Source organism: Terriglobus roseus, from assembly GCF_900105625.1.
In the GTDB taxonomy this organism is placed as follows: Bacteria; Acidobacteriota; Terriglobia; order Terriglobales; family Acidobacteriaceae; genus Terriglobus; species Terriglobus roseus_B.
Map to the genome: position 1 here is coordinate 1,963,316 of NZ_FNSD01000001.1, position 26,429 is coordinate 1,989,744.

A 26,429-nucleotide genomic window follows, 5' to 3' on the forward strand; every position below is an offset into this window, starting at 1 on the left:
TCCGTCACCGCGGTGCAGAATCCATCGCAGCCCTGCCGGGACGGATCGCCGCAGCATAGTTCCCCAGATTTCCGGTTATCTGTCTCTTTGTAATCCATCCACCAAACCGGTGTCCCGGCCATATCGCCTAACGCCGACAGCTCCGAGCGACAAAGCCGATTCGCAGATTCGCGCGAATTGACCGCCGTCTCAAGCGACTGGCGAGCTCAGCGGACGGTACGATAGCGGCAATGGATTCCGGCACAAGCGATCTATCTCCTGAAGCTGCAGGCGCTCGACGGTACTATCCGCCCTGGATGTTCGGCATTCTGTACGGTGGTACGTTCAACGGCTTCGCCGCGGTCAGCCTGTCGCAGTTGCTGCCGGATCGAGGCGTCTCGCTGGAGCGCGTCGCAGAGATCGTGACGCTGATCCTGACCGCGAGCTATGTCAGCTTCCTCGTCACACCGCTGGTAGATTGTGGCTTGCCACGTCGCGTATGGGCTGGTCTGCTGGCGATCACCGCTGCGATCTGCCTAGGCTTCAGCGTCCCGCTGCTGAACGCCGCGGGACACAATGCCGGACACGGCGCAGGATCGGTGACGCTGATGCTGGTGCTGTTCTTCGGCTACCTGTGCAATCAGGTTTACACCAGCGCCATCGGCGGCATGGTGCCCAACCTGGTCGCACCGAAGCTGCACGGCTCCGTGAGCGCGTGGATGAACATCAGCTACCTCGCGCTGACCGGCGCGGGCGGTGCGCTCTCCGTGTGGGAGATTCGACACCTGCCGCTGCCACTGGCCACGGTGCTGGTGCCGATTCCGATCCTGCTCGGAGCAATTCCACTGCTTTTCCTGCCAAAGGAAGCACGCAAGCCGCGCCCGGTCGGCGAGGCAATGCGACAGCTCGTCCACGACCTGAGCGCGACGGCGAAGAAGCCGAGTTACCTGTTCGCTCTGATGGTCTTCGTGGTGCCGTCTGCGACGTTTGCGCTGCAGAACCTGTTCGGTGGCATGGGTGGGGACTTCCACGCAGGACCGGAGCTGACGAACCTGTCGGTCGGCCTGCTATTCACCATCGCCTGCGCGATTGGAGCAGCAATCGGCGGCCCGCTGAGCAGCCGTATCGATCGCCGCCTACTGTTCATCGCACCTGCAATGCTCGCTGCGCTTGGGAACCTGGTGATGATCTTCGGCCCACACACACCGTGGATGTTCGCCGGCGGATTGTTCTTCTACAACCTGATGGCAGGCATCAACTACACGGCAACGAGCGCGCTGGTCTTCCAGATCGTCGGCCGTGACAATCCGCTGTCCGCCACGCAGTATTCGGTGTGCATCGCGGCCTGCAACCTGGCCATCGCAGGCTCGGTCTTCATGGACGGTCGCGGCTCAGGCCACGGCGGAGCGAACGGCGCGCTGGCTGTCGACGCCGCGCTGAGTCTGGTGCTCGGCACCATCGTGCTGGCGCTGGTGGGTAAGTTTGGCGGAGGCTTTCCGAAGCCGCCTGCAAGTGAAGAAGAGCTCGAGAGCGTCGCGAAGGCTGCCTAGTTCGTCGCAGCAATGGCAGCAACGATGCGATCCATCGCCTTCTGGTCGTCGCTGGTGCGCGGCGTGTGCGCGTTGACCATGATGGAGAAGATCAGCGTCTGCCCACTGGCACAGTCGACGTAGCCCGAGAGACCACGCGCCTCGCTGAGCGTTCCCGTCTTGGCGAAGACATGGTCCTTCAGCGGCGCCGCAGGAAAGCGCGCCCGCAACGTACCGTCTTCCCCGCCGACTGGGAACGAGTCCTTCCAGAACGCTCCCCAAGGCTGCGTAGCAGCGTAGGCCAGCAGCTTGGTGGCAGCGCGAGGCGTGACGAGGTCGTGTCCGCTAAGACCTGAGCCGTCGAAGAACAAGAAGTCGTCGCCGTCAATGCCGACTGTCTTGGTGAGGAAGTAACGCACCACGCGCGCGCCCTGTGCTGACGTGCCCGAACCGAAGTAGTAGAAGCCAAGCTGCCGCAGGAAGAGTTCCGCGTGCTGGTTCTCGCTGGTCTTGTTGGTGATGGTGATGTCGTCGCGAAGCAACGGACCGACATGTTCGGCGAGCACACGAGTGCCGCAGTCGGAGCACGTTGGCGCGGCGAGCAGCACCTTACGACGCGGCGAGAGAGTCAGGTTGTTTACAGGCTCAGTCGAATGCCGTGTGAAGGAAGTCTCGTAGAAGCTGGAATGCTTCGCCGTAGTGGTCCCACTCACCAGGACGCCACGAGCTTCGAGCGCTGCTTTCAACGCTGCGGCAGCATACTCTGCGGGTTCAGCGATGCTCATGTCTTGCGAATAAGGTGCAGAGCCGATGGCGAGTGTGCCGTAAATGCGGATGACGCGCGAGCCCATGCTGCGCTGGATGTCCAGCGCGGATTCGCCGCCCTTCGTCGTCGTTGTGGCCTGCATGTCAACGGTGTAGAACGGCAACGCAGGATCCATCACTACCGTCGGCTTGCTGCCGATCGCAGCGCCTGGCAGCACCTTCAGGTTGAAGGCGTTGTCCGCGATCATGAGCGCGTTGATCGGCGCGCCGTAGTACCAGGGCGAGTCATCGATGGACCAGTCTGCTGGATAGAGATCGTTGGGGAAGAGTGAGTCGTCGCCGACGATGTCTCCCTTGATCTGCGTGATGCCTGCAGCCTTCACCTTGTCGGCGAGTTCGTCGATGTAACGGAGCTCGTCGCGATGCGGTGCCGTCGTGCCTGCGGGAACACGCACAAACGGCACAGGACGGCCGGAGAAGTTGGCATCGCCAACGCCCTTTAGCACCAGGTTTCCGTCGAGAGTTCCCTTCCCGTAGTAGTTGCCGCTGGCGATCACCTGCGTCTTCAGGTGATCATCCATGGGCAGCAGCGCCATCGCCGCGGCCGTCGTGAAGAGCTTGGCGTTCGACGCTGGCTGGAAGAGCTGACCATCGTTCATCGCAGCGACTGGCGTGCCATCCAGCCTCGTGACGCTGACGCCCCAGTGCGCGCGCACCACGCCCGGTTCGCTGGTGATGCGCGTGATCTGCTCTGCGAGCGGCAGGTCAGCGTAGCTGGGTGGCGCTGTGGGCGTCTGCGCGTGCGCGCAGAGTGCGATGCCGAGCGCGATCGCAACGGAGAGTTTGCGGAACATGCCGCGAGTGTAGCAAGGAACGCTGCGGTTGCGTCAGATGCTGAACCCACGTCTCAAGTGCGGGATGTGAGAGCACGCCGATTCTGTAGCTGCATAAAATGCTCTTATGTCTCCTTCTGCGCGAGCGCACTTCGATTGGCAACTGCGCACGCGCGCGCTGACGTTGGGTGTATACCCGCTTGTGATGGGGATCGTGAATGTCACGCCAGACTCCTTCAGCGATGGCGGCCAACACGCTACCACGCAGGCCGCTGTGGCCTACGCACTGCAGCTGCTGGATGACGGCGCGGACATGGTGGACATCGGTGGCGAGTCGACGCGACCTGGAACGTCTGCAGGGACTGACGTTGCGCTTGAGGCACTGGAGGAACAGCACCGCGTTCTGTCCGTCATCGAGGGCATCGTTGGGACTCGGCCGGGTGCAATCGTGTCGATCGACACCTATCGCGCAAGTACCGCACGGCTTGCAGTGGAAGCAGGCGCTGAGATGGTGAACGATGTCAGCGGCGGCCTTTGGGATCCGGCGATGCTCGCAACCTGTGCGGATCTGCGATGCGGCGTTGTGGTGATGCACACGCGTGGCCTGCCCTCCGAGTGGACCGCGCAACCGCCCATTGCAAGTGATGCGGTCGTTCCTCTGGTAGTCGAAGGACTAAGGGAACGGGTCGCAGCGGCGCTTGCTGCAGGCATCGCGCGCGAGCGCATCGCGGTCGATCCGGGATTCGGTTTTGGCAAACGCGGTGAGGAGAACTGGGCTCTGCTCGCGGGGCTCAAACAGCTTCAGACACTCGACCTGCCACTGCTTGTAGGTCTGTCACGGAAGGGATTTCTTGCCCCGTCGAAGTCTGCAGCAACACGTGATGCCGCAACGCACGCGGCAGATGCGAAAGCCATCCGCGCAGGTGCCCATATCGTGCGCGTGCACGATGTACGCGGCGCCATGCTGTCAGCCAGCGCAACAGACCGGAAGCTGTAGAGGTCTTACTTCCCTTTACTGAGTCGCCGGTAGTAATCGGCTACCGAGTCGTTGTAACCCGCAGGCACTGTGTATGCCTTGCCGGTATGTGCATCGGTTGTGTCGCCGGAGCGTTGCAACTGCAACTCCAGCTTGTCGACAGCGCGCAACACTTCGCCATGCATCTGCTCCACCAGCGCCGGATTGCCGGGGAAGCGCGTGGGATCAAGACCCTGCATCTGCCGCTGTAGTTCCGCCAGGTCCTTCTGCGCCTGTGGGTCGTCCTTCACCATGCCACGCAGCGCCTGCAGGTCGCGCAGACTCTGCTGGAAGGTGCGCTCTGTGTCCGCAGGATTGCCTTCCGTCCCCTTCGCTCCATAACGAGGACCGCCCGTTGCGTAGGTGTTGTTGCCCGTGTTCGATCCGCCGAAGACGCCGCCCTGACCACCACCTCCGCCGACTCGGTTGCCGATGTCGCCGACACGACCGTTTTCACCACCGCCACCGATGTCGTTACCGCGCGAGAGTGCACCGCCGCCCCGATTGCCAGCCTGCTGGCCGCCGCCCTGCTGAGCACCGCCGCCCTGACCACTACCCTGACCGCCCTGCTGTCCTTGACCGCCTTGCTGTCCCCCAGCCTGGGCGTTCTGCGCAGACTGTTGACCGCTGCCATTGCGTCCCTGACCGGCTTGATTTCCGCCCTGCGCCTGGCCGTTCTGCTGCCCCTGTTGATTGCCGTTGCCCTGGCCGCCGCGGCCGTTCGCGCCCTTGCCGTTGCCCTGGCCACGATCCAGCGCCGTGCCTTGTCGGGCAGCCTGCATCGCCTGCAGCTGGCTGCGAAGACGCTCCACCTGTCCGAGCGCTGCTGTCTGATCCGGCTTGCCCCTGTCTGCACCGGCTCCGACTGCCAGCGATCCTTTGCCGACGGAGCCCTGAGCGGCACGCAGCTGCAGGCCGAGCTTCGACAGTCCGTCTGCAATGTTCTTCTCCGTGCCATTGGAGTTCGGATTGATCCCGCTGCGCAGCCAGTCCGCGGTGCGCTGCATGTGATTGTCCAGGTCAGACCGGTCCATCTCCGACAGCGCGTCGCGCAACTTCTTCGATGTCTCAGGCTGGCTGCCGGCCATCTGCCGCGCGGTCTCGCGCATGTCCTTCTGCAGTTTCGACAGGCTGTTCGAGAGTTCCTGGCGGTCTGCCGAAAGCTGGTTGCGCTCCTGGATTTTGCGCATCATGGAATCGCGATCGAAGTTCTGATTCTCCGTCGAAGAGGCGAACTTGTTGATGCGCTCGGACTGCGCGCGTTCCTCCTGCTGCAGGCGGTCGGCCTCGCGGGAGAGCGATCCCAGGCGATTGCCCGCGATGTCCTGCTGCGCGCCACCCAGCAGGCCCGTCGCCTCGCGGAGGCGTTCGGCGGCTTGCCGCTGCGCCTCGGTGCTGCTGCCCTGCTGTGACTGTCCGGATGTGCCCGCGCGCTTCATCGCATCATTCGCGGAACGCATGCGTGACAGCGCCTGCTCGATCCGCTGATCGGAAGCAGACTTCGTTCCATTGCGGCCACCGTTTTGTTGCCGTGACGACGCCTGCTGTTGCGAGCCCGAAGATCCGCCGCCCTGGGAGCCGGGGGCGCCCTGGCCGCCCGACTGACCGCTCTGTCCCTGCTGACCGGACTGGCCCTGCTGTCCAGACTGGCCCTGTTGTCCGGACTGGCCCGACTGCCCTTGCTGTCCCGGCTGTCCGTTCTTTGCGAGCTGCTCCATCTGCCGTTGCAACTGCTCGGCCTCGCGCCGCAACATCTCCTGCTGCCAGCGCTCCTGGAAGCTCTGCTGGGGATTCTTCTGCTGGTTCGCGAGTTCTTCCTGCCGCTTCGCGAGGGCGTCCAGCTTCGCCAGAGCGTCCTCGACTTCCTTGGCGTGCTCCTCCTGCGGAGACGATGTGCGCGCGGTCTCGTACTGATTCTTTTCCGTATCGAGTTCCAGGTCGAAGAGGCTTGCGAGATCGCGACCAGAACTCTGTCCACCGCCGCCGCCACCACCGCCCTGCTGACCGAAGGCGACCTGGATCTGGCGGAAGGTAGCCTCCGCGCGTGACAGCGCCTGCAGCGCCTTCTGCTCGCTGACCAACGCGTCCTGCCACTTCACCACGGCCAGCTTCTCGCTGGCAGGCAGCATGTTCTTCGCGGCTTCCTGCATGTCCTTTTCGAAGCCTGTGAACTCCTCGTTGGCGCCCGCCAGATCGCGGCTGTTGATGCGCGCGGAGAGCGCCATTACCTGATCGCGCAGCTTCGACTGAGCACCACTCAGGAAGTCGCCCTGCGTCTTCGCTGTCTTCTCCGTTGCCGACTTGTCGTTGATCTGTTTCCATGTCTGCGCGATCAACTCCTTTTCGCGCTTGGAAATCTCGGTCTGACCGCCCTGCTGCCCGCCACCACCATCACCACCGCCTCCACCGCCACCCTGCTGCGATTGTGAAAACTCGCGCTCAAAGGGATCGGCCTGAATGAAGCTGATGTCCGTCTTCGCCTCCGCGTGGCCGTCACGGGCAGTCGCGTAGACGCTGACCAGGTCGCCCGGCTGCATCTTGAAGTCCTCGAGTCGCAGCGTGTAGGAGCCATCTGCATTCTTCGCGCCCGGCTGTTTCAGCATCGCGATGTCTTTGTCTGGACCACCGTTGACCGAGTAGTGCAGATGCATATCCCGCAGGCCGAACTCCGCCGATCCCTTCACGCCGACAGTAACCTCTTCAATGGGGCTCGCGCGGTAGTCACGGCCGGGCTTGTCGATGGCGATCTGCGGTGCCTCCGCTTTGTCGGTCGCAATGAAGTAGTCCTCGCTCAACCGCACCGGCTGCCCGTCGCTGGTGGCTGCGACGTGATACGCACCGTCCTTGTTCATAGCGATGGTGCCTTTGTACTTGTTCCCCACGACGCTGGTCAGATGCACGGTACCGCCGCTGTCCAGTGTCAGGTTGCCGTCCTTTAGCGGCCGATCCATCTCGATCTCAAGCTCAGCGTTTGTGCCCTCAATGGCACGAAGATCGCCGGCATGGTCGCTCGTCTCTGTCTTCATGCCAGTCCATGACGGGTAGTGATACGTCACCTTTACGGACTTCACGGACGGCAGATCGACCACGCGCACTTTGTAGTGTGGCGATGTGAGCGGCCCTGCGGTGACGTAGTATTCGACGTTCTCCGGTAGGCCGGTGAAGGTGAACTGATACGACGGATTGCCGGTCATGGATGCCGTGGGTTGCATGGCTACCGGCTCCCATCCGTTGCTGCTGTTGAAATGCGCGAAGATCTCAACCTTCTCCGGATGCAGGTTCGTGACCTGCGCGGTGATGAGCTGGTCGCTGTTTCGCCGTACGGCCACGTCACCGGGCAGCACGTTGATCGCATACAGCGGCTGCTCGGTCTTCTTCGGCCCGGTCCAGAGCAGCGATGCACCATAGCCCAGGTAGCCCGGACCGGCATAGATCATCCACAAAAGAACGCCAAAGCAAGCAACGGTAACACCGGCCAGAGCAGCCAATATCGGTGCGGGTGCCATGGACGAGGGCGGCGCTTCCGCTGTGCGTGTGAGCGTGTCGGCGGCAAGCAATTCCAAGAAGGGATTCGATGTATCGGCATCGCGCTCGTGAAAGGTGCGCAGACGGTCTTCCAGTTGCGGATGTGCCGCTTCGGCATCGTGCACCGCGCACGACCTGGTCAGTCGCAGCAACGGCCAGAAGAGACCAGCAGCCGCGGCGGCGATCAGGCCGACGATCAGCACCAGTCGTGCCTTGACGGTGCTGTTCTCTGGAAAGGCGTAGTGGTTCAGGAACAGAACCAGCAGCACGGTCAGGATCAGTGCCGTGGCGAAGAAGACAGCCGCACCGCGAAGGCCGGCGCGCACCTGCAGCATGCGCCGAACGCGTGCAATATAGCTCTGAAGCTCGCTCTGTTTGCTCATGCGTCCTCCCGCTGCGTGCCCATGTAGCCGCTGGAGACCGCGATCTCCGCAAGCGCTACGAGAAGTGCAAGCAGCATAACCCACCACCACAACCCAACGGGCCGATATTTCACTCCGCTGGCCGCTGCGGTCTGCGCCGCCTCCGCCGGTGCGGCGGTGTTGCTGCCAGTCCACAGCTGCAGCGTGTCGTCCGGCATAGGCTGCAGATCGCTCTCAAGCCGATCGGGGTTCACGCCGATGACAGCGTCCTTGCCGTTCGCGAACCGCACCTGGTAGAAGCCCGCGTGATCCAACCGGAATGCCTGCGCAGTACGCGCCTCTTCCAAAGACAGCGGACGTCTGCCCGCGGGATCGACCACCTCAGCGCTTGCAACTGCCCCAGCGGGTACCCCGCCGTTACGCAGTTGCACAAAGCTGTCGACCAATCGCGATCCACTCAACCGCTCCGTCCCGCTGAGATACCGTGCCGTGCGATCGACAAAGGCAACGAAGACCGGATGCAGCGGCAGGTCATTCGTCAGGTTGTCGAAGCCTGTCGTGAAGAGCAACACATGGCCCTCGCCCATCGGCTTGTCGAGCAGCAGGGGCGTGCCATCGCTAAGCCGCGCCACCACGCGCGCATTGCCCGCATCGACGACCGATGCATAGAGAATCTTCGTCTCCGCCCAGCCACCGTTATCGCGCCCGGGCTGCGCATCTGCCAGCGCAGGATGCGTGAAGTCGACCTGTCCCACAGTTGTCGCCGCACCACCGCCGCGCGAGAAATCGCGATTGTCTTTCACCTCAGATCCCCACAGCGGGATACGAGCGTGATGTCCCGCTCCAGTGCCCAGGGCAATGAAGACGCTGCCACCTTTGTTCACGTAGTCCTGCAGATTGCGCTCGAAGATAGGCGGCAGTGCGACGGCATCGGAGAGCACAACAAAAGCAAATCGCGAAGGGTCAAGATCGTTCGTGCTGGCCGCGCTCGCCGCCTGCATGGTGAATGAAGCCTGCGCCGCCGCAGTGAGCGCTGTTCCGAAGTAAAGTTCGGAGCGCGTATCTCCAAGGCCGCGCACAAACAGCACCTTCTGCGGATCGGAGCGACGCACCGCGAAGACACTCGCATCATCCAGCGGGAAGGCATCCGCCGCATCGACGCGCACCTCACACTTGTTGAAGCCATAACCAATGTCGAGCGGAGAAAACTCGACCGTCGCGCGCCCGTTCGCGGGCACTTCAACCTTCCTAGTCGCGATGCTGCGGCCGTTCACCAACAGAGACACGCTCTTCGAAGTAGCAGGCGTATTCAACCCGGCAATCACGGCCAGCACGCGGGACTTCTTCGTGTCCTTGGGATCGGCAAGCTCTGCGGGCGCATCGACACTGGCGACCGTCCAGTTAGGCACCGCCACCCCCTTCACCACGGGATGCACGATCAGCTTTGTCTCCGCGGGCAGCACCATGTCTGCGAAGTTCGCGGGCATGGCCGACCTCTGCATGTCGCTGAACAGGTGCAGATCTGCAGGGCCTTTCATCTGCTCGCCCAGCGTGCGAATATTCCGACCAAGCTCTCCAAAGCTGGCGTGGCCATCGCCAGGCTGGATACCCTCCAACGCATTGCGTAGTTGCGCCAGGTCCTCGATGGGCTGCGTCAACATCGCAACCTGACCGCCCAGCGCAACGATCTGCGCCTTCTGGGAAGAAGGCTTCGCATTCAGCGTGGCCAAGGCCTGCTGCTTCGCGTCCCCGAAACGCGAACCCGCGCGCATGCTGAAGGAGTTGTCGAGAACGATCAGCAGCAGTCTCCCTGTCGGATCGCTCGCAGGCCGACGGAGGAACGGGTTCGCAAATGCCAGCACCAGCAACAACAGCAGAGCCGCACGCAGCGCGAAGAGCAACAGGTATTTCAATCGCCGGTGCTTCGTAGAGCTCTGTGTACCGCGCTCGAAGAACATCAGCGACGCCATAGGCCTCGGTACGGTGATGTGACGCTTCAGCAGGTGCACAAACACCGGCACACCCAGCGCGAGCAGACCACCCAGGAACCATGGAGAAAGAAGTCCCATCAGTTGCCCGCCTGTCGCAGTGTGAGGTACTCACGCAAGGCATTGTCGAGCGGCTGATCAGTCAGCAGCAACTGATAATCCATGCCGGCCGCCTTCGTCTTCGATCGCAACGATTCGACATGCGCGTCGATCTTCTCGCGATACGTCGTCTTCGCGTATTCCGGAATCACTTCAATGCGTTGTTCCGTCTCAAGATCCACCAGCACCGACGGCCCATTCATTACCGGCCGCACCTCCTGCGGATCGAGAATGTGAAAGAGTACGACCTCATTGCCATGGAAGCGTAGCGGCTCAATGGTCTTCACAACGAGCTCAGGATCTTCGTAAAAATCGGAGATGACGATGGCAATACCGCGCCGGTGCAACAACTCCTGAAAATGCTGCAGTGGTTTACCAAAATCCGTCCGGGCACGCGGCTCTGCAGCTTCAAGACCTCCGAGCAGACGAGCAAGCTGCCCGTTGCGCACGGAGGGCCGAACGTAATCACGCACCTCATCGTCAAAGACGATTAGACCCGCAGCATCGCGCTGCCGCTTGATCGCGAGATAGAAAAGTGCCGCCGCTATGAAGCGCGCGTAGTCCATTTTCTTGACGCCGCCGCTGGTGAACTCCATTGAGTTACTCGCATCCAGCAACACGGTAAGTTGACTGTTCGTCTCACCGCGATAGCGCTTGATGTAAGTGCGATCGGTGCGCCCGTACAAGCTCCAATCGACATGCCGCAGATCGTCCCCGGGCGCGTACGCGCGATACTCCGCGAACTCCTGCGAAAACCCAAAGTCCGGCGAACGGTGCAGGCCGGCGACGAAGCCGTCCACAACCGTGCGCGCCAGCAGGTCCAGCGAGGAGATGGTGCCAAGCACCGCGGGATCGAGGAAGCGTTGCACCGTGTCAGCCCTTCGGCTGCGGAATCGCAGCAATCAAACGATTAAGAATGTTGTCCGTGTCGATGCGCTCAGATTCCGCATGAAAGTTCAGCAGGATCCGATGACGCAACACTGGCACTGCAACGGCGGTGATGTCCTCGTAGGTGACGTGATACCGCTTGCGCGACAAGGCCCGAGCCTTTGCAGCGAGCACGATGAACTGTGCCGCACGAATGCTGCCGCCGTAACTGACATACTTCTTCACAAAGTCCGGAGCGTTGTCGCTCTTATGACGAGTGGCACGGACCAGGTTCACGACATACCGTGCGAGTGTCTCCGCAATGGGGACCTGCCGCACCAGTGTTTGAAAGCCAAGAAGCTCCTCCGCATGGGTCACCGGCACAATCTTCGGCGTACGAGTTGCCGTCGTCAGATCGACAACCTTCAACTCATCCTCAGGGCTGAGATAGTCGAGGATGCTGTTGAACAGGAAGCGATCAAGCTGCGCTTCGGGTAGTGGGTAAGTCCCTTCGAGTTCAATCGGATTTTGCGTGGCAAGCACAAAGAAAGGCGCAGGCAATTGATAGACGTGCCCGCGCACCGTGCACGAGCGCTCCTGCATCGCCTCCAGCAGTGCAGCCTGCGTCTTCGGCGGTGTGCGGTTGATCTCGTCCGCAAGCACGATGTTGCCGAAGATAGGTCCCTGCACGAACGTCCACTTACGATGACCCGTCACCGTATCTTCTTCAATGATGTCGGTACCCGTAATGTCCGACGGCATAAGATCCGGCGTGAACTGGATCCGGCGAAAGACCAGGCCCAGCGCGTCCGCCACCGTGCGCACCATCAGCGTCTTCGCCGTGCCGGGCATGCCGGTCAGCAGCACATGACCACCGACGAACAGCGCAATCAGCACCTGGTCAATCACTTCATCCTGGCCTACGATTACCTCGCGTACCTGGCGCAGGATATCTTCGCGCACCACGTGAAAGCGCTCGATGCGTGTCTGGAGCTGTGCTGCGTCGGGATTCAAGTCAGTGAACGCCATGCGTGTCGGTTCCCTTTCACTTCGTGCTTAGTGGCCCTGCAATTCCAGTAGGAGCTTCTGTGCAGGACGGTAGTCTGGCGCAGCTTCGAGCGCTATCAGCACCGTCTCCTGCGCCTTATCGCGCTGCCCCGCAGCCATGTAGGCCGCGGCTAGGTTGTACTCCGCACCAGCCTTGTCTAGAGGGTTCGTGGCAACGACAGCGCTGTATTCGCGGATGGCACCGCCGAATTGCTTCTGCGCCATCAGCAGCGTACCCAAATGCTGATGCAACTCCGTGTCTTTGACCGGATAGATGTACAGCACGCGCGTAAGCGTCGCGATGGCTTCGGCCTTATCCCCCGCTGCCTCCTGCAACGCAGCAAGTCGCTTTAGCAGTTCCGGCTGCTGACCCCCCTGGTGCTCATACTGCAGCAGTACCGCGGCCTCGGCCTTCGCATCGCCCTTGTCGTGCTGCGCGTCGGCAAGCAGTTCATAGGCGTTCGCGTCACCGATGTATTCGGGATAGAGCGCGATCACCGCAGGTGCCTGCTGCACAATGACGTCCATCTGCTTCGCTTGCGCAGCGGTTGCAAGAGCCTTCAGTTTCGCGCGCCACTCATCAAAGTGCGCAGCCTCTGCGCCATACTTCCCATCGACGCTCGCAAGAAATTGCTTGTCAAACTCTTCGTGCGACATCGCAAGATTCGTCTGGATCACCTCAGCCGTCGTCTTACCTGCGGCGTAGGAGTGCACCATCTCCAGCAGCTTGCCTTCGCCCCACTTCGCCGCGATGTAGTCACAGATGCTGCCGCCCTGGAAGTATGAGACAAGCACCTGTTGCGGATATTCCTGGAACACAAAACCGCGATCGAGCTTCAGGATCGGCAGCAGCTTCTTAGCGCGAATGGCAAGCAACACATCGGGCGTCACGCGGTCGCTCCACTCCGGCGAGCGCTGCCCTTCTTCATGCACGGCAAGGCCTTCGGTAAACCACCGCGGCACCCGTTGATTGGTTGCCGTGATGATGAAGACGTGGCTCATCTCGTGCCACAGCGTGGCGCCCCAGTTGAAGTCGCCGGGCTTGCGTCCGCTGGGACTGTCCATGGCAACCACCTCACCGAACGTCACGCCCAGCGCACCCAGGCCCGGCATGCCCATGGTGCGAACGGCGAAGTCTTCATGGTTGGGATAGACCTCCACCTGCACCGGCGCAGGCAGAGTCATCTTGTACTTCTTCGAGTAAGTCTCGAGGATGGTGTGAAGCTCCGCCTGAATATATGGCTCAAGAAGATCGTTCTCCTTCTTGTCCAGCCGAACAATCGTAGTTGCGTCGCGCGTTGTGGTGAAGTTCTTGTAGGTGTCCAGCAGTCGCAGGCTGTTAACCGTAGCTGGATTGCGGTAGCCGTTTTCGTAGGCCAGTTCCAGCTGCTTCAGCGGCTCGTCTTCCTGGCCAAGGCGCATCAACTCCACACCCAGCAGCGAATGCGCGGCCCACAGGCTGGGCTGCACCTCGGTTGCCTTGCGGTAATAGACCGCCGCGTCTGAGAAGCGATAGTGCAACTCAAGATGTTGGCCAACGCGTGTGTACGCTTCGCCATCGTGTGGATTGATCGCAGTGATCTTCGAGAACCATGCGTCCGCTGGTTTGTCGGCAATGAGTTCGAGCGACGCGCGAACTGCCATTGCATCCACCGCCTCGTTGTCGATCGCCAATGCCTTGTCGGCTTCCGTTGCAGCAAGCTCGCGATTGTCATTGTCGAGCGCGATGGTCGCAGCAAGTTCATGCGCGGCTGCAAGCTTTGGATCGATCGCGAGCGCCTTCGCGATGGACTCGTTCGCATCGCCGCTGTAGTCCTGCGCCTGCACCGTGGCGAGACCAAGATATGCCGCAGCATTGTTCGGATCTTTCGCGAGCGCTTCGCGGAACAGGTCGGATGCCTCGGCGTTGTTGAAACGCTCGTGCAGCAACATGCCCCAGCGGACCTTGTACTGGGCGGGACTTGCGGCAGGCGCGGTCGCTTCCCGAAACGCCGCATTGGCGTTCTGCCAGTCTTCGACGCCCCAGAAGCCCTCGGCACGCTCGTACGCATCCCGGCTCAGCGTCAACTGCGTGAAGCAAGCATCGGCCTGCTTCTGCTGGCCATGCTTCTGCATCTGCCAGCAGGTCGCAGGCAAAACGGCATGCGCGCTCACACAAGCGCAAAGCACAGTCGCGATGGCGAGAACACGCATCATTGGTCCAACTCCGCCTGCACCTTTGCGAGCTCCAGCAGCGATGCCGTTAACTGCTGCCGATACTGCGATGGATCCATCGCAGCCTTGCCATATTTCAGCGCGTCGATTTTCTGTTCCAGATCTTCTTTCCGCGCCAGCAACGCTACCTTCGCCGGATCACTCGCGGCCTTCTGCGCCGCGCCGAAACGCAGGATGGTGAAGTTGCTTAACTGTTGCCCCTGCCCGTTCCCGGCTTCACGAACAGGCTCCCCATGGCCGATGTCATCGAAGACGGCGTGCTCCGTTGCAAGGCGCTTCTGCGAGTCATAGAAGGCCGCCGTCTTCTTCGACGCGTAGACATACGCCTCCATAGCGGTTAGCGACTCGTTCTTGTCCGTGTCCGCCGACGGATCCTGCAACGCCTCAACCCAATAGCGCGCGAAGACCGTTGCATTCTTCTCTGTGCCGGACTTGGTCGCTGCGATGACGGCACGGTTCTGGCGCTCAAGCGCCGCGACGGCCCCACCACTGCTGCTTGTCGTATCGACGACGAGTTGTCGCTTCGCCGGGACGCGATCGCAAAGAGTAGCAAGTTCTGCTGCCGACAGGTCCGGACCGACGAGATTGAACTTGTACTCGGTGCCATCGAACGATCCATGACCAATCAGGATGAGGACAAGGTCGTCGCTTGCAGTCGCCTGCTGCGCAACCGTGGCCATAGTGCTGCGAAGCTGTGCCGCCGTGGCCTGCGCGCCAAAGAGCGTGTACACGTGCGCAGTTGTCCCGCTCGACTTGAAGACCTTGTCCAAATCCTTTGCGCTGGCCGTGAAGCGCTGTTCGTAGTCCGGCTCTCCACCAAGGCCGGCCACCGTGACGTAATACGTTGCGGCGCGTGCATGCGCGGTAAGAAGAGCAAGCGCGATGAGGATCGCGCGCTTCATACAACACCCCACTTACGCCGCAACAACCACTCTGCGACGGGCAGGCCCAGCAGCAGAAGGAAGACAATGGGCATGTTCCAAAGCTCCTTGGTCGAGCGCACAGAGATGCCGGCCTCAGAATACGAAATGTCGCGCGGCAGATCTTTCAAGTCATTCAACGACCAGGCGCGGCCACCTGTCTCCTTTGCCAGCTGCTCCAACAACCTGGGGTTGGCTTCCGTGTGAAAATTCTCCGCGACTCCGTTCTCACGCTGGAAGGTGACGACGTCCCGTCCAAGTTCACCGGTTTTTGTGTCATTCGCATCCGCAGTCACTTCGGTGAGATACGGCCCAGCCTTCTCGGCGGTGTAGTCCGCTATGTAAAGACCTGGTGTCTCCTGTGAGGGCGTCATGTCCAAAACGGCATTGGCTCCTTCAGGCCCGGAGACATGCGCGCTGACACGAGCATTGCGAGCAGGCTGAAAGTCCTTGCTGCGCACCTGCGCGGTGATCTGCAGGTGTCCCTGATCTGACAAGGTGCGCGCCGACACGCTGGCACTGACACCGCCAGGCGTGTCGGCCACCAGCCATCGCAGCAACTGCTGCCAGAACAGGTTGTGTGATGGATCGCCCAGCGCCTCGCTCATTTGCCAGCGCCACGTGCCGCCTGTTGCCAGGATGGCTGTGCGGCCGTTGCCATAACTCTGCGTGATGAGCATGGGCATCTTGCGACGGCCGCCACTGCTCATCTCGGCAAGCACTGTCGCACCGGGCTTCGGCGACCCCGGGTCTTCGTAATCGGCGAGATACGTAAGCTTGCGCCAGCGCTCCGCATTCCTCTGCGGGTCTTCCAACAGACGAGTGATGGGTGACTGCACCCCGGCATCCGTCAAATTCACCAGTGCCGCATTGCGATGGAAGTTGTTGCGACCTCCGGGGAGAAAGGTAGGTAGCAAATCATTCAGGCTGGATGCAGTCCAGCCACCATCGCTAAGCGACGAGCGGCCACCGAGAAACAAAACACCGCCGCCACGCCGATCTACATACTCGCGAATTAACTCTTGCTGCGTGGGTGTGAAGTAATCGGCATCGACCGATCCAATGATGATGCCGCTGTATTGGAACAGGTCTTCCGCCTTCGACGGAAAGCCATCCGCAAGTTCATCGGGCCCGCTGATGCCCTGTCGGTAGATCTTGTTCTCGCTGGTGCGCAGCATGGAGACCACCTGCACCGTTGGGTCATCCTCCTCCGCGCGGCGCAGGAAGCGGAACTGCCAGCGCGGCTCGCCTTCGATATAAAGGATGCGCCGTTTGGAAGCGCTGACCAGCACAGGCCGTGTCAGCGTGTTGTTGTGCGTGTTCTCTTCGCCCGCGATTGGCTCTACGCTGAAGCGCAACGTCCTGGCGCCAGCAGCACCTGCGTAAAAGTACAGGGGCTCGCTTTGAAGGACACCGCTCTGACCCAACATGACATCGTGTGCTGCCAGCGTCTTATCTCCATCGCGCACCGTCACGGTTGCGTGGCCGTTGACGTAGCCATGCTGCGTAAAGGTAATGGTCGCGGCAATGCGCGCATTCGCGACGACAGTTGGCGAGACGCTTACATCTTCCACCTCGACGTCATGCTTCAATTCCGGCGATCCAAAGGCGACCGTATGCACCGGCAGCCGGCGGTTGCGCAGTGCCTGCATCGCCTCAAGGCCGATGCCCGATCCGCCCATGCCAGCGGCATTCTCACCACCGTCAGTCAGCAGGACCACAGCGCCCACCGGCAGGTCGCTGGTCTCATTCGCAAGCTGCTGCAGGCCATCGCCTAGATGTGTCGCTGGCGCCGTTGGGACTATGCTGTCGAGCGAATTCACTTGAGTCAGCGATCTATCGAGTTTGTAGAGGCGAGTGCGGAAACGCTTGTTCAAGCCATCAAGCACACCACTCTGCAGCGCGGTCAAAGCGGCCTGCTCGCGCGGTTTGTCGTCGACGTCAGTCGTCGCCATACTCTTCGAATCATCGACGACAACAGCAATGATGTTCTGCTGCGAGCTGAGTTCCGCTACGTTCATCGCGGGCTGCCACAGCAGCACAAGAATCAGCGCCACGAGCAGGGACTGCGCAGCCCAGATGGCCCATGCACGACGCGGGCTCAGCGCCGCTGGCTCACCGCGCAGCCCGGGCTGTATCTGCCGAAGCCGGTACTGAATCAGCACCGCAAGCCCCGCACTTGCGAGCACGATCAACACCGGCAGCAGCCAGACAGGCGCGCTGCTGAGGAACACCAGGTGCCCCTTTGTGAAGACCGGACTCGGATACTTGAAGAGCAGCGGAAACATGTGCGCCGACTTAGCCCTGCGATGAAGTGGGTCGTGCCTGGTACTGTGGTCGCCCGTGAAGGCTAATGCGTCATGCCGTACAGGATGTAATCAAGCCCCACGCGAAAGGCCGCGGAGGCGAAGGGCTCGGGGTAATTCGGGTCGTCCGCCCACTCCCATGCGTCGCCCAGGTGCATGTTGTGACAGATGGCGACCATGATGCGTCCGTCCTTATCGCGAATTGCGCGCCACTTGGGTGTGTAGCCGTCTTTTTCATACGTGCGATTGGTGCGGATGTAGTGCTCGCCGGGAATTTGAACTTTCTCATCCACGTCATACAGCGTGTGAAAGATCTCGTCGTTCTGCTGCAGATCTTCCACGGGCGAATCGGGCAGCACCTGCCGCAGGCCCGTCATAAAGTTTTCCCAGTCCTGCGTGCCATGGAAGTCATCCACCATGAGAAACCCACCCTTCAACAGGTATTCACGCAACCGCTTGGCTTCGGGCTCCGTGAAACTCCAGGTCTGCACCTGCACCGCATAGATCCACGGATAGTTAAAGATTTCGTCCGAGTCGAGATTGACGACCTGCTCGTAGGGCCGGCCATCGATGCGTGTGAGACGGTGCATGGCGATCAGAAACTGCCGGTCAGCCTTCGGGTAATCACGAGACCAGGCGCTGCGACCCCAGTAACCACCGCCATAGCCGCCGTAGTTACTCATACTGGAGCTGTAAGCCAGTCGCGACCAGTAGAACTCACTCTTCACATTCGTGGCCGAGTCGTCGCTGCCAAACCCGAAGTCGGCCGTCCGCTGATACGCGCGAATCCCCATGGCACAGCACAGGCCAGCCACGGCAGACAGTAGCGCGATACGCGAGAGCTTCATCCGAAAACGGCCTCCGCTGGTTGAGTGTGCGGCGAGACTATCAGAAGTGCGGTACGTCTTACCTCTACAGACGGAGCGCACCATGCAGTTGTTGCAGCCCGACGAAAGAAGAGGCGGAATCCTTGCAGAGGGCGGTATTCCGCGTCTTGCCGCACGCGTTTGGCTCATGAGACGATGCAGCCACGCCGCACGTTAGCGTCCTTCCACGGAGCAGAGCGATTTTCGACCGGCGGAGTCTTCTGAAGTTCGGCGGCATGGCGGCCCTGGCGAAGGCGGGCCGGTTGCCACTGCTCGGCCAGATGGCAATGCCGGGCATGCCGGCGCAAAACGCGCCCGCGATCAAGGCAGACTTCGAACTCCGCATCGCGCCTGTGCAGGTAGAACTCGACCCCTCGCGCACCCTCTCGACTATCGGCTACAACGGGCAAGCACCCGGCCCTCTGCTGCGCATGAAAGCCGGCAAGCCAGTCTCCATCGACATCGTCAACAACACCGACACTCCCGAACTAGTCCACTGGCACGGCATGTTGATACCGCCGGAGGTCGACGGTACCGAAGAGGAGGGCTCGCCCTACATCCCGCCGCATGGCCGGGCGCGCATCACGCTGACGCCTGGCCCGGCAGGGCTGCGCTGGTATCACTCCCACGCCATGGCAATGGACGACTTGACCAAGGGCGGTTACACCGGGCAGTTCGGCCTGGTCTACGTGGAGGACGGCAATGACAAGGGCGCGTACGACCAGGAGCTATTCCTCTCCCTGCGCGACTGGCAGCCCTTCTTCTCCGGCTCCATGGAGGACGATGACGACGACACACACGACGCGCCCATGCTGGAGAGGCCGCCGCACATGAACACTGATCCCAACGGCCTTGAAGTCGTGTCGATGACCTACTCCATTAACGACAAGGCACTGGGAGGCGGCGAGCCCATCCGCGTGCGCGAAGGCCAGCGAGTGCTCATTCACTTCTGCAACGCCAGCGCCATTGAGAATCGTCGCGTTGCGCTCGCGGGGCACCAGATGCGCGTGATCGGCATGGACGGCAACCCGGTCCCCTCGCCTAAGCTGGTGGACTCCGTATTCCTGGGCGCCGGCGAGCGCATCGACGTCGAAATCACCATGAACAAGCCCGGCGTCTGGATTCTCGGCTCGACCGAGAAGATGGTGCGCGAGTCTGGCCTGGGCGTGGTGGTCGAATACGCCGGACAGAAAAAGCAGCCAACCTGGGTGGATCCCAGGAAGGCACCATGGGACTACGCAAACTTCGGCATCGCCGCGCCAACCTTGCCGACGCCCAAGAACGTCCTCGATATGCGCTTTGAGAAGATTCCGCGCGGCATGGGCAAGTTCAACGTCTGGACGGTCAACGGGACACCGTACCCGCATGACAAAGAATTCCTCCTGCAGCGCGGCGAGCGCTACCGGCTGATCATGCGCAACTGGAGCGACGACGCACATCCCATGCATCTGCACCGGCACATCTGGGAACTTGTCGAGATCAACGGCAAGCCCATGGGTGGCCTGATGAAGGACACCGTCGTCATCCCCTACTATGGCCGCGCCGTCGTCGACTTCACTGCGGACCAGCCGGGCCTGTCGCTCTTCCACTGCCACATCCAGCAGCACATGGACTACGGCTTTAAAGCGCTCTTCCGCTACGCGTAGCTTTGGGTTTTTTGATGCGGAATCGAGCACACGGGGGCCTGCGGCGAATCGTAAGGGCACGGCTTCAGCCGTGCGCTAATCACCCTTATGTCGAGCCGGGCTTTAGCCCCTGAGGTGTGCCCGGACATCCCAAAGCGCACCTCAGCAGCTGAAACCGCCGTCAAATCCCTTCGCATTGCGGCACGGCTGAGGCCGTGCCGTTACGGTCCCAGCGTTCTCGACGCAGGACACTACGAGTCTGAACTTCTCTTCCACACGGGCAATCGGTATGCTTTCAGGTGAAGGGAAGGCGAAACCATGCTGCTCGCAGTTATCGCGCTCCAGATCATCGTATTGCTGCTCGTAGCAGTACTGTTTCTACGAAAATCCGTGCCGGCGGCACCGATCGACGCGCGCCTGAACACCCTGCCCGATCGCATGATCGAACTCGGCGCAAAATTGGAGGCGGTAGACGCTGCGTTGCGCAGCAACGTCAGCGAACTAAGGTACGAGCAGGCGAAAGCCGCGCAGGACGGCCGCGCCGCCGCCGATAAGGCCAGCCGCGATCTACGCGAAGAGATCGCCGCATCAATCGCGTCGCTGACGAAAACGCTTACCGACGGCCTCGGCGCCTTCCGCGGTGAAAACAACGCGGCATTCAGCGCATTCCGCAGCGACAATACCGCAGCGGCAGAGAAGCTGCGGGAGGCGGTCGCTCGCGATCTGGCCGCGATCAGTGAACGCCTTAACGGCTTCTTCGCCGACGCAAGTAAGGTGAGCCTTGAAGCCCGCACGGAGCTTCACCGCTCGCTGACGGACCTCCTTCAGAAGAATGCTGCGGGCCAGCAGGAGTTGCGTGATGCCCTGCAGCGCTCGCTCGCGACCATGGGTGCCGACCAGCGCGACGCGGGCGAAAAGCTGCGTGGCACCGTCGAGGCAGGACTCAAGAGCCTCAGCGCAGAGAACTCCGAGAAGCTGGAACAGATGCGCATCACCGTCGACGAAAAGCTCGAAACCACGCTCAACGACCGCCTGACGAAGAGCTTCGGCCAGGTCACAACTCACCTCGGAGAAGTCCAGAAGGGTCTTGGTGAGATGAAGGAGCTGGCGACCGGCGTCAGCGACCTGAAGAAGGTCTTCAGCAACGTGAAATCCCGTGGCATCGTTGGCGAGTTCCAGCTCGGCATGCAGTTGGAGCAGATGTTCTCGCGTGACCAGTACGAGGTCAACGTGGCGATCAAGGCCGGTTCTGGCGAACGCGTGGAGTATGCACTGAAGATCCCGGATGGCGACCGAGACCACATCCTTCTGCCTATCGATGCAAAGTTCCCTCGCGAGGACTGGGAGCGCCTCGAACACGCCTATGAGCACGGCACGCTTGAGGAGCAGGCGAAGGCCGGCATCGCCTTTGAGCGCGCCATTCGGACGGAGGGTAAGCGCATCTGCGAGAAGTACATCGATCCGCCCAACACGCTTCCGTTCGGCATCATGTTCCTGCCAACCGAGGCCCTCTACGCCGAAGTCATGCGTAGACCGGGTCTGCATACCGAGTTGCAGTCCTCGTGCAACGTGACGGTCGCTGGACCATCCAGCTTCATGGCCATCCTTACCAGCTTCCAGATGGGCTTCCGGACGCTCGCCATTCAGAAGAAGGGCAACGAAGTCTGGAAAGTACTCGGCAACGTAAAGAATGAGTTCAACAAGTTCGAGCTGCTGATGAACAAGGTGGAGCGCAACGTCTCAACGGTCCAGAACACGCTCAACGAGATCGGCACTCGCACCCGTGTGATCAATAAGAATTTGCACAACGTAAGTGAACTGAACGCGCCGCCTGTCCCCATGGCATCGGGGTTGTTGTCCTTCGATGGCGCTGCAGGCATCGCGCCGCTGCTTGCCGCCACGAGCGAAGAGGAAGAGCCCGTCGCATAACGTCTATCACCGTATACGAAATACGAAGACAATGCTTCTAGGTGAGAAGCGATCGAGCAGGTAAAGGGGCCAGCCAGACGCCCAGCCCCTAGGCGGTCCGCAACGTTAGTGGGGCTTTCTCGCCGGTCTGGCGGAGGCGTGCCCGCTCCTTCTTCTGGCCGTACATGCGGTGATCCGCCAGGCGCATCAGGCTCGTCGCGTCGGTGCCATCTTCCGGAAAGAACGCGACGCCAACACTCGCTGATACCCGCGCCACGTTATTTCCGTAGGCAGGGCCTAGAGGCACCGGCAATTCCACGGCCTCCAGCATTGAGGCGAAAATCCGCTCTGCCTGCGGCAGAAGGATCGGGTGCGGCACGGGGCCCATGGGATCGTCGCCGATGTCGACGGCGACCAGGGAGAACTCATCGCCACCCACCCGCGCCAGCGTGTCCGTTCTACGGGTTGCGTTTTCCAGATTTCGGCCGACGGTCTTCAGGAGCACATCGCCGGCGTCGTGGCCCAGTGTGTCGTTGATCTGCTTGAAGCCGTCCAGGTCCAGGTTGAAGATGGCAACCCGGTGGCCGTCGCGGGCAGCACGATCCAGCGCGTTCTGCAGGCGGTCGTCGAACAGCCGCCGATTGGGCAGGCGGGTTAACTCATCGTGCAGTGCGAGCCACTGGTTGCTTATAACCTGTCGTTCCAGCCTCACCAGCAGAAAGCCGACGGTGATGATGAACTTCTGCATGTTCCAGAGTTCGTTCAGGAAGTCTGTCCAGTCCGGGTGAACCTCCGAGACCCAGGGATGAGCGAGAAAACAGCCTGACCAGATCAGAAATCCTGCGACGACGGCGATTCTGCCTCGACTGCTGGATGGCAGTGTTCGCGCGAAGGCGATGGCGCACATCACGTACAGCAAGGCCAGGCTGAGGTAGGCCGCCATACGGAAATGCCCACCACTCGAGTAGATCGCCAGAGGAACCCAGAGTCCGGCGATGACGGCGTAGTAGGTCCAGCGCCGGCGCATAAGCAGACAGGTCAACAGGCCCCCAAGCAGGCCGAAGCCGATGAGTGCCTGGTAGAGCGCAACTGTACGGGAATCAAGCGCATAGATGGCGAGCATCGCCATGGCAGGACCGATCGTGATGATCAGGAAAGTTCTGCTGCGCGGCATCCGACGGAGACCCGGTGAGGCCGAAAGCAGGAACATTACGCCCGCCAGCAGGTACGCATCCAATGCCACCACATGAGAGACGCGGTGCACCGCCAGGCTCTCGCGCATGGTGTAAACGATGCGTGCAGCGCATTCCAGCAGGATGAGCAGCAGCCCAGCCGTCCACAGGCGCATATCGTCCCGCTCGCGCCGTCCGCTGAACATCAACACGGACACCAGGAGAGCCATTGCAAACAAATCAGGCAGTAAGAGGTAATTCATTTCGAACCGGCGCCTGAAGGCTTTCCTTGGAATCCCTGAACATACCGACGATACGACTTCGAAAGGGGTAAAACGGATTGTAGCGTTCGTTTTGGTGCCGTGCGATTTATTTCCATGACGAGCTGCGTACGCTGCTTCGAGGCGCTCTCTGGTAACGTGGCATGAGCCTCTGTACACTAGGGAGCGGCCCGCACGTCGCACAGGGTGCGAAGAAGTTGGAGCTCGCAAAGCGCAGAATGGCTGGGAACGCATCCAACTTTCGCGGCACAGTTTGAGATTTGTTTAGGAGAAAAGCAAGATGGCATCGGTTGACGAGAAGGTAAAAGGCATCATCGTGGAGCAGCTTCAGGTGGACGAGGCTGAAGTAACCCCCGGCGCGTCGTTCCAGGAAGACCTGGGCGCGGATTCGCTCGACGTGGTCGAACTGGTGATGCAGTTTGAAGAGGCCTTCGATATCCAGATTCCGGATGAGGACGCCGAGAAGATCAAGACGGTGAAGGACGCAACGGACTACATCGAAGCGCACGCAAAGGCAAAGTAAACGTGGCACAAGCAACAACCATTCCCGCGCGGCGTGTGGTCGTAACGGGCATCGGACTCATCTGCGGCATCGGCAACACCGCCCCTGCTGTCTGGGACTCTCTGATGGCCGGCACGAGCGGCATGGCGGAGATCACGGCCTTCGATCTTGAAGGCCATCCCGCCCGCTTCGCCGCGGAAGTCAAGAACTTCGATCCGCACGTGTTCATTGAGAAGAAAGAGGCCCGGAAGATGGGCCGCTTTATTCACTTTGCCATCGCTGCGGCCCAGGAGGCGATGGACCATAGCGGTCTCCAGGTGACCCCAGAGAACGCTGAGGACATTGGCGTCCACATCGGTTCAGGCATCGGCGGTTTCGACATCATCGAGCGCGAGCACACCAACCTGATGAACGGTGGCCCGCGTAAGATTTCGCCGTTCTTCATTCCTGCATCGATCGTGAACCTTGCTGCCGGGCACGTCTCTATCCGCTTCGGCGCGAAGGGGCCAAACCAGGCAGCGGCGACAGCCTGTACCACCTCAGCTCATTCCATTGGCGACGCCTACCGGATCATCCAGCGCGGCGACGCGGAGGCAATGATTGCGGGTGGAGCCGAAGGCGCTATCACACCGCTCAGCGTCGGTGGATTCGCGGCCATGAAGGCGCTGTCCACGCGCAATGAAGACCCTACGCACGCTTCGCGTCCGTGGGATAAGGACCGCGACGGCTTCGTCATTGGCGAAGGCGCAGGCATCCTGATCCTCGAATCGCTGGAGTTCGCACAGGCGCGTGGTGCAAAGATCCTGGGCGAAGTGGTTGGCTACGGCATGAGTTCGGACGCCTTCCACATGACGGGCATGGCACCGGGCGGCGAAGGCTGCGCGCGTTCCATGAAGAACGCCATCAAGTCCGCGGGAGTGCAGCCGGATGAGATCAACTATGTGAACGCGCACGCCACCTCAACGCCCCTGGGCGATGTGATGGAGTCGAAAGGCATGGAGACGGTCTTTGGTGATCACGCACTGAGCCACAAGCTGCTGGTGTCTTCCACAAAGTCCATGACGGGCCACCTTCTGGGTGGCGCAGGTGGTCTTGAGGCCGGCATCACGCTGATGGCCATGCAGAAGGGCATCGTCCCACCGACGATGAACCTGGACAACGTGGACCCAGAGTGTCGATTGAACTATGTCCCGAACAAGCCGCAAAATGCTCAGCTGAACTACGCCCTGTCGAACTCGTTCGGCTTCGGCGGCACCAATGGTTCATTGATCTTCAAGCGTTGGGATGAATAAATACGGAACCTGCTAAAAAGAGAAGCCCGGCCATGTGCCGGGCTTCTCTGCTTGACTGTCCTTCGGCCCGTTCAGCGCGCAGAGACCCAGAGCCAGGTTCCGCACAGGATCGCCTGGGCCAGGACTGTGGTCACCACGACCGCCAGGAACAGTTTGCGCTGTCGGGTCTCCGTTGCATCGGCGAATGCACCGCCAACGAAGGTAAGCAGGAAGGGATAAGCCCAGACGACGGGAATGCTGCTGATTTGAGTCGTCTCAATCGGGAGAAGCGCCAGCGTCACGAGCAGCGGAACAGTGTTGCCGAAGTAGCGTGCCGGACGCAGCAAAACCATCAGCACCAGGGCGATCCCGGCCGCAGCCGTCACCGCGAGTTGCAGTGGATCGCGCACCAATTCCAGAGCAGGCATGTAGTCCAAGGTGAAGCGCCCCGCACCTCCAGTGAACACGTACGTGAACAGGCTTAGCCGGAAGGTGTACGACGCGAATACCAGCATCAACGCGCCGAACGAGGACACCAGCAGCACGGGGATGACGAGGGTGCGTCGCCGCTCTGCGACGTAGAGCATGAAGACTGCCGAAGCCAGCAGACCGAAGACCGCTGCCAGCAGGTGCGCGCACGCCGTCAGCCCAAGCGCCAACGTGAACAGCACAATTCGCGGTCGCCACTTGCGCGGCGGCCCGTACATGGCGTGCGCGATCCCGATGGCTGTGTAGATAACGGCATACAGGCCCCAGGCGGCCAGAATTTCGTTGTTCGGTGTTGTCGCATAGCGCAATACCACCGGCGAGAGGCAGTAGAGCGCAAGCGACATCGCTCCACCCACATTGCCGAAGAGTCGTCGCGTCACCCACCACAGGCCCGCGCCGAGCATGACAGCCGCCAGCGCGAACGGCACCCGCAGCAGGTAGCGGGTTCCCACAATCTGGTGACGCAGGTCATAAACCGATCCGCCAATGGGGTCGGACTCCACCGTGGCATGACTCCGCTTTGCAGCGATCCAGTCTTCCACGCGCAGGGTGGTCACGTACACGCTCAGGGGCAGCGCAGCTGCGCGGTAGGCCAGCGTCCCATCGCCCTGCATGTTGCCGCAGGTGGTGAAATAGCCGGCGGCGGGCGCAGGCTTCTCCCACATCTCGCGGCCGCACAGGGCATAGCGATAGTCGCTCTCTGACAGCGGCGCGCGACCGATGACAAACAGCGTTCCCGCAAAGAACAGCAGGAGGATTAGGGCGGCGATCTTCTGGGGCAATCCAAAGTGAAAACGAAAGCTCATGAGGCGGCACTTCGAGTGTACCGTCCACAGGCATTCGGCACCGAGGGGCCGGCGCTCCGC

17 protein-coding genes are annotated in these 26,429 nt (G+C 61.3%); 6 read left to right on the top strand and 11 right to left on the bottom strand.

Translation table 11 applies throughout. The features are described 5' to 3' along the window. Positions 1–230: 230 nt before the first annotated feature. Entirely contained in the window at positions 231–1,529 is a 1,299-nt protein-coding gene (locus BLW03_RS08005; protein WP_139285143.1) for an MFS transporter, read from the top strand. Here BLW03_RS08005 and dacB read toward each other — a convergent pair. Further along, on the bottom strand, positions 1,526–3,127 hold the full coding sequence (gene dacB, locus BLW03_RS08010) for a D-alanyl-D-alanine carboxypeptidase/D-alanyl-D-alanine endopeptidase (protein ID WP_074653234.1): 1,602 nt from the start codon (positions 3,125–3,127) through the stop codon (positions 1,526–1,528). The two genes, BLW03_RS08005 and dacB, sit on opposite strands and share 4 nt — an antisense overlap. Positions 3,128–3,233: 106 nt before the next feature. Here dacB and folP point away from each other — a divergent pair, with 106 nt between their 5' ends. Beyond that, the gene (folP, locus tag BLW03_RS08015) at positions 3,234–4,103 is read left to right on the top strand and encodes a dihydropteroate synthase (protein WP_083350399.1); all 870 of its coding nucleotides are present in this window, start codon (positions 3,234–3,236) and stop codon (positions 4,101–4,103) included. A 5-nt stretch (positions 4,104–4,108) separates the two neighbouring features. Here folP and BLW03_RS08020 read toward each other — a convergent pair whose 3' ends face one another. From BLW03_RS08020 to BLW03_RS08055, 8 genes are all read right to left on the bottom strand, one after another. Beyond that, positions 4,109–8,029 (bottom strand): hypothetical protein, encoded by a 3,921-nt coding sequence (locus BLW03_RS08020; protein WP_074653236.1) that lies wholly within the window; start codon positions 8,027–8,029, stop codon positions 4,109–4,111. Then, positions 8,026–10,077 carry a vWA domain-containing protein gene (locus BLW03_RS08025; RefSeq protein ID WP_074653238.1) on the bottom strand — a complete coding sequence of 684 codons (2,052 nt, stop codon included), beginning with the start codon at positions 10,075–10,077 and terminating at the stop codon, positions 8,026–8,028. Before BLW03_RS08025 ends, BLW03_RS08020 begins: the two co-directional genes overlap by 4 nt. Beyond that, a complete protein-coding gene (locus BLW03_RS08030) occupies positions 10,077–10,997 on the bottom strand; it encodes a DUF58 domain-containing protein (RefSeq protein WP_244502009.1) in 921 nt (306 codons plus the stop codon). The genes BLW03_RS08025 and BLW03_RS08030 overlap by 1 nt, the downstream gene beginning before the upstream one ends. After that, positions 10,969–11,991 carry an AAA family ATPase gene (locus BLW03_RS08035; protein WP_074653242.1) on the bottom strand — a complete coding sequence of 341 codons (1,023 nt, stop codon included), beginning with the start codon at positions 11,989–11,991 and terminating at the stop codon, positions 10,969–10,971. Before BLW03_RS08035 ends, BLW03_RS08030 begins: the two co-directional genes overlap by 29 nt. Before the next feature lie 27 nt (positions 11,992–12,018). Then, positions 12,019–14,205 (bottom strand): peptidase MA family metallohydrolase, encoded by a 2,187-nt coding sequence (locus BLW03_RS08040; protein WP_244502010.1) that lies wholly within the window; start codon positions 14,203–14,205, stop codon positions 12,019–12,021. After that, positions 14,202–15,125 carry a hypothetical protein gene (locus BLW03_RS08045; RefSeq protein WP_074653243.1) on the bottom strand — a complete coding sequence of 308 codons (924 nt, stop codon included), beginning with the start codon at positions 15,123–15,125 and terminating at the stop codon, positions 14,202–14,204. Before BLW03_RS08045 ends, BLW03_RS08040 begins: the two co-directional genes overlap by 4 nt. After that, entirely contained in the window at positions 15,122–17,431 is a 2,310-nt protein-coding gene (locus tag BLW03_RS08050; protein WP_074653245.1) for a glutamine amidotransferase, read from the bottom strand. The genes BLW03_RS08045 and BLW03_RS08050 overlap by 4 nt, the downstream gene beginning before the upstream one ends. 62 nt (positions 17,432–17,493) lie before the next feature. After that, complete coding sequence (locus tag BLW03_RS08055) at positions 17,494–18,297, bottom strand: DUF4159 domain-containing protein (RefSeq protein ID WP_074653246.1); 804 nt, start codon at positions 18,295–18,297, stop codon at positions 17,494–17,496. A 254-nt stretch (positions 18,298–18,551) separates the two neighbouring features. On the opposite strand from BLW03_RS08055, the gene BLW03_RS08060 reads away from it, so the two are divergent. Both BLW03_RS08060 and rmuC read left to right on the top strand, forming a co-directional pair. After that, entirely contained in the window at positions 18,552–19,961 is a 1,410-nt protein-coding gene (locus BLW03_RS08060) for a multicopper oxidase family protein (RefSeq protein ID WP_074653248.1), read from the top strand. Between the two features lie 297 nt (positions 19,962–20,258). Beyond that, on the top strand, positions 20,259–21,869 hold the full coding sequence (gene rmuC / locus BLW03_RS08065) for a DNA recombination protein RmuC (protein ID WP_074653249.1): 1,611 nt from the start codon (positions 20,259–20,261) through the stop codon (positions 21,867–21,869). Between the two features lie 88 nt (positions 21,870–21,957). Here rmuC and BLW03_RS08070 read toward each other — a convergent pair whose 3' ends face one another. After that, positions 21,958–23,283: a GGDEF domain-containing protein gene (locus BLW03_RS08070; RefSeq protein ID WP_074653251.1), complete on the bottom strand. Its 1,326-nt coding sequence runs from the start codon at positions 23,281–23,283 to the stop codon at positions 21,958–21,960. Positions 23,284–23,581: 298 nt separating this feature from the next. On the opposite strand from BLW03_RS08070, the gene BLW03_RS08075 reads away from it, so the two are divergent. Then, a complete protein-coding gene (locus BLW03_RS08075; protein WP_014784471.1) occupies positions 23,582–23,824 on the top strand; it encodes an acyl carrier protein in 243 nt (80 codons plus the stop codon). Between the two features lie 2 nt (positions 23,825–23,826). Beyond that, on the top strand, positions 23,827–25,095 hold the full coding sequence (gene fabF, locus BLW03_RS08080; protein ID WP_083350401.1) for a beta-ketoacyl-ACP synthase II: 1,269 nt from the start codon (positions 23,827–23,829) through the stop codon (positions 25,093–25,095). Between the two features lie 71 nt (positions 25,096–25,166). On the opposite strand, the gene BLW03_RS08085 is transcribed toward fabF, so the two are convergent. After that, positions 25,167–26,369 carry a hypothetical protein gene (locus BLW03_RS08085; protein ID WP_074653252.1) on the bottom strand — a complete coding sequence of 401 codons (1,203 nt, stop codon included), beginning with the start codon at positions 26,367–26,369 and terminating at the stop codon, positions 25,167–25,169. Positions 26,370–26,429: the final 60 nt, after the last annotated feature.

What these genes read in the sequence shown, in the direction of transcription:
- BLW03_RS08005 (WP_139285143.1), top strand. Translation starts at nt 231, where the DNA reads ATGGATTCCGGCACAAGCGATCTATCTCCTGAAGCTGCAGGCGCTCGA.
- dacB (WP_074653234.1), bottom strand. Translation starts at nt 3,127, where the DNA reads ATGTTCCGCAAACTCTCCGTTGCGATCGCGCTCGGCATCGCACTCTGC.
- folP (WP_083350399.1), top strand. Translation starts at nt 3,234, where the DNA reads ATGTCTCCTTCTGCGCGAGCGCACTTCGATTGGCAACTGCGCACGCGC.
- BLW03_RS08020 (WP_074653236.1), bottom strand. Translation starts at nt 8,029, where the DNA reads ATGAGCAAACAGAGCGAGCTTCAGAGCTATATTGCACGCGTTCGGCGC.
- BLW03_RS08025 (WP_074653238.1), bottom strand. Translation starts at nt 10,077, where the DNA reads ATGGGACTTCTTTCTCCATGGTTCCTGGGTGGTCTGCTCGCGCTGGGT.
- BLW03_RS08035 (WP_074653242.1), bottom strand. Translation starts at nt 11,991, where the DNA reads ATGGCGTTCACTGACTTGAATCCCGACGCAGCACAGCTCCAGACACGC.
- BLW03_RS08040 (WP_244502010.1), bottom strand. Translation starts at nt 14,205, where the DNA reads ATGATGCGTGTTCTCGCCATCGCGACTGTGCTTTGCGCTTGTGTGAGC.
- BLW03_RS08045 (WP_074653243.1), bottom strand. Translation starts at nt 15,125, where the DNA reads ATGAAGCGCGCGATCCTCATCGCGCTTGCTCTTCTTACCGCGCATGCA.
- BLW03_RS08050 (WP_074653245.1), bottom strand. Translation starts at nt 17,431, where the DNA reads ATGTTTCCGCTGCTCTTCAAGTATCCGAGTCCGGTCTTCACAAAGGGG.
- BLW03_RS08055 (WP_074653246.1), bottom strand. Translation starts at nt 18,297, where the DNA reads ATGAAGCTCTCGCGTATCGCGCTACTGTCTGCCGTGGCTGGCCTGTGC.
- BLW03_RS08060 (WP_074653248.1), top strand. Translation starts at nt 18,552, where the DNA reads ATGGCGGCCCTGGCGAAGGCGGGCCGGTTGCCACTGCTCGGCCAGATG.
- rmuC (WP_074653249.1), top strand. Translation starts at nt 20,259, where the DNA reads ATGCTGCTCGCAGTTATCGCGCTCCAGATCATCGTATTGCTGCTCGTA.
- BLW03_RS08070 (WP_074653251.1), bottom strand. Translation starts at nt 23,283, where the DNA reads ATGAATTACCTCTTACTGCCTGATTTGTTTGCAATGGCTCTCCTGGTG.
- BLW03_RS08075 (WP_014784471.1), top strand. Translation starts at nt 23,582, where the DNA reads ATGGCATCGGTTGACGAGAAGGTAAAAGGCATCATCGTGGAGCAGCTT.
- BLW03_RS08085 (WP_074653252.1), bottom strand. Translation starts at nt 26,369, where the DNA reads ATGAGCTTTCGTTTTCACTTTGGATTGCCCCAGAAGATCGCCGCCCTA.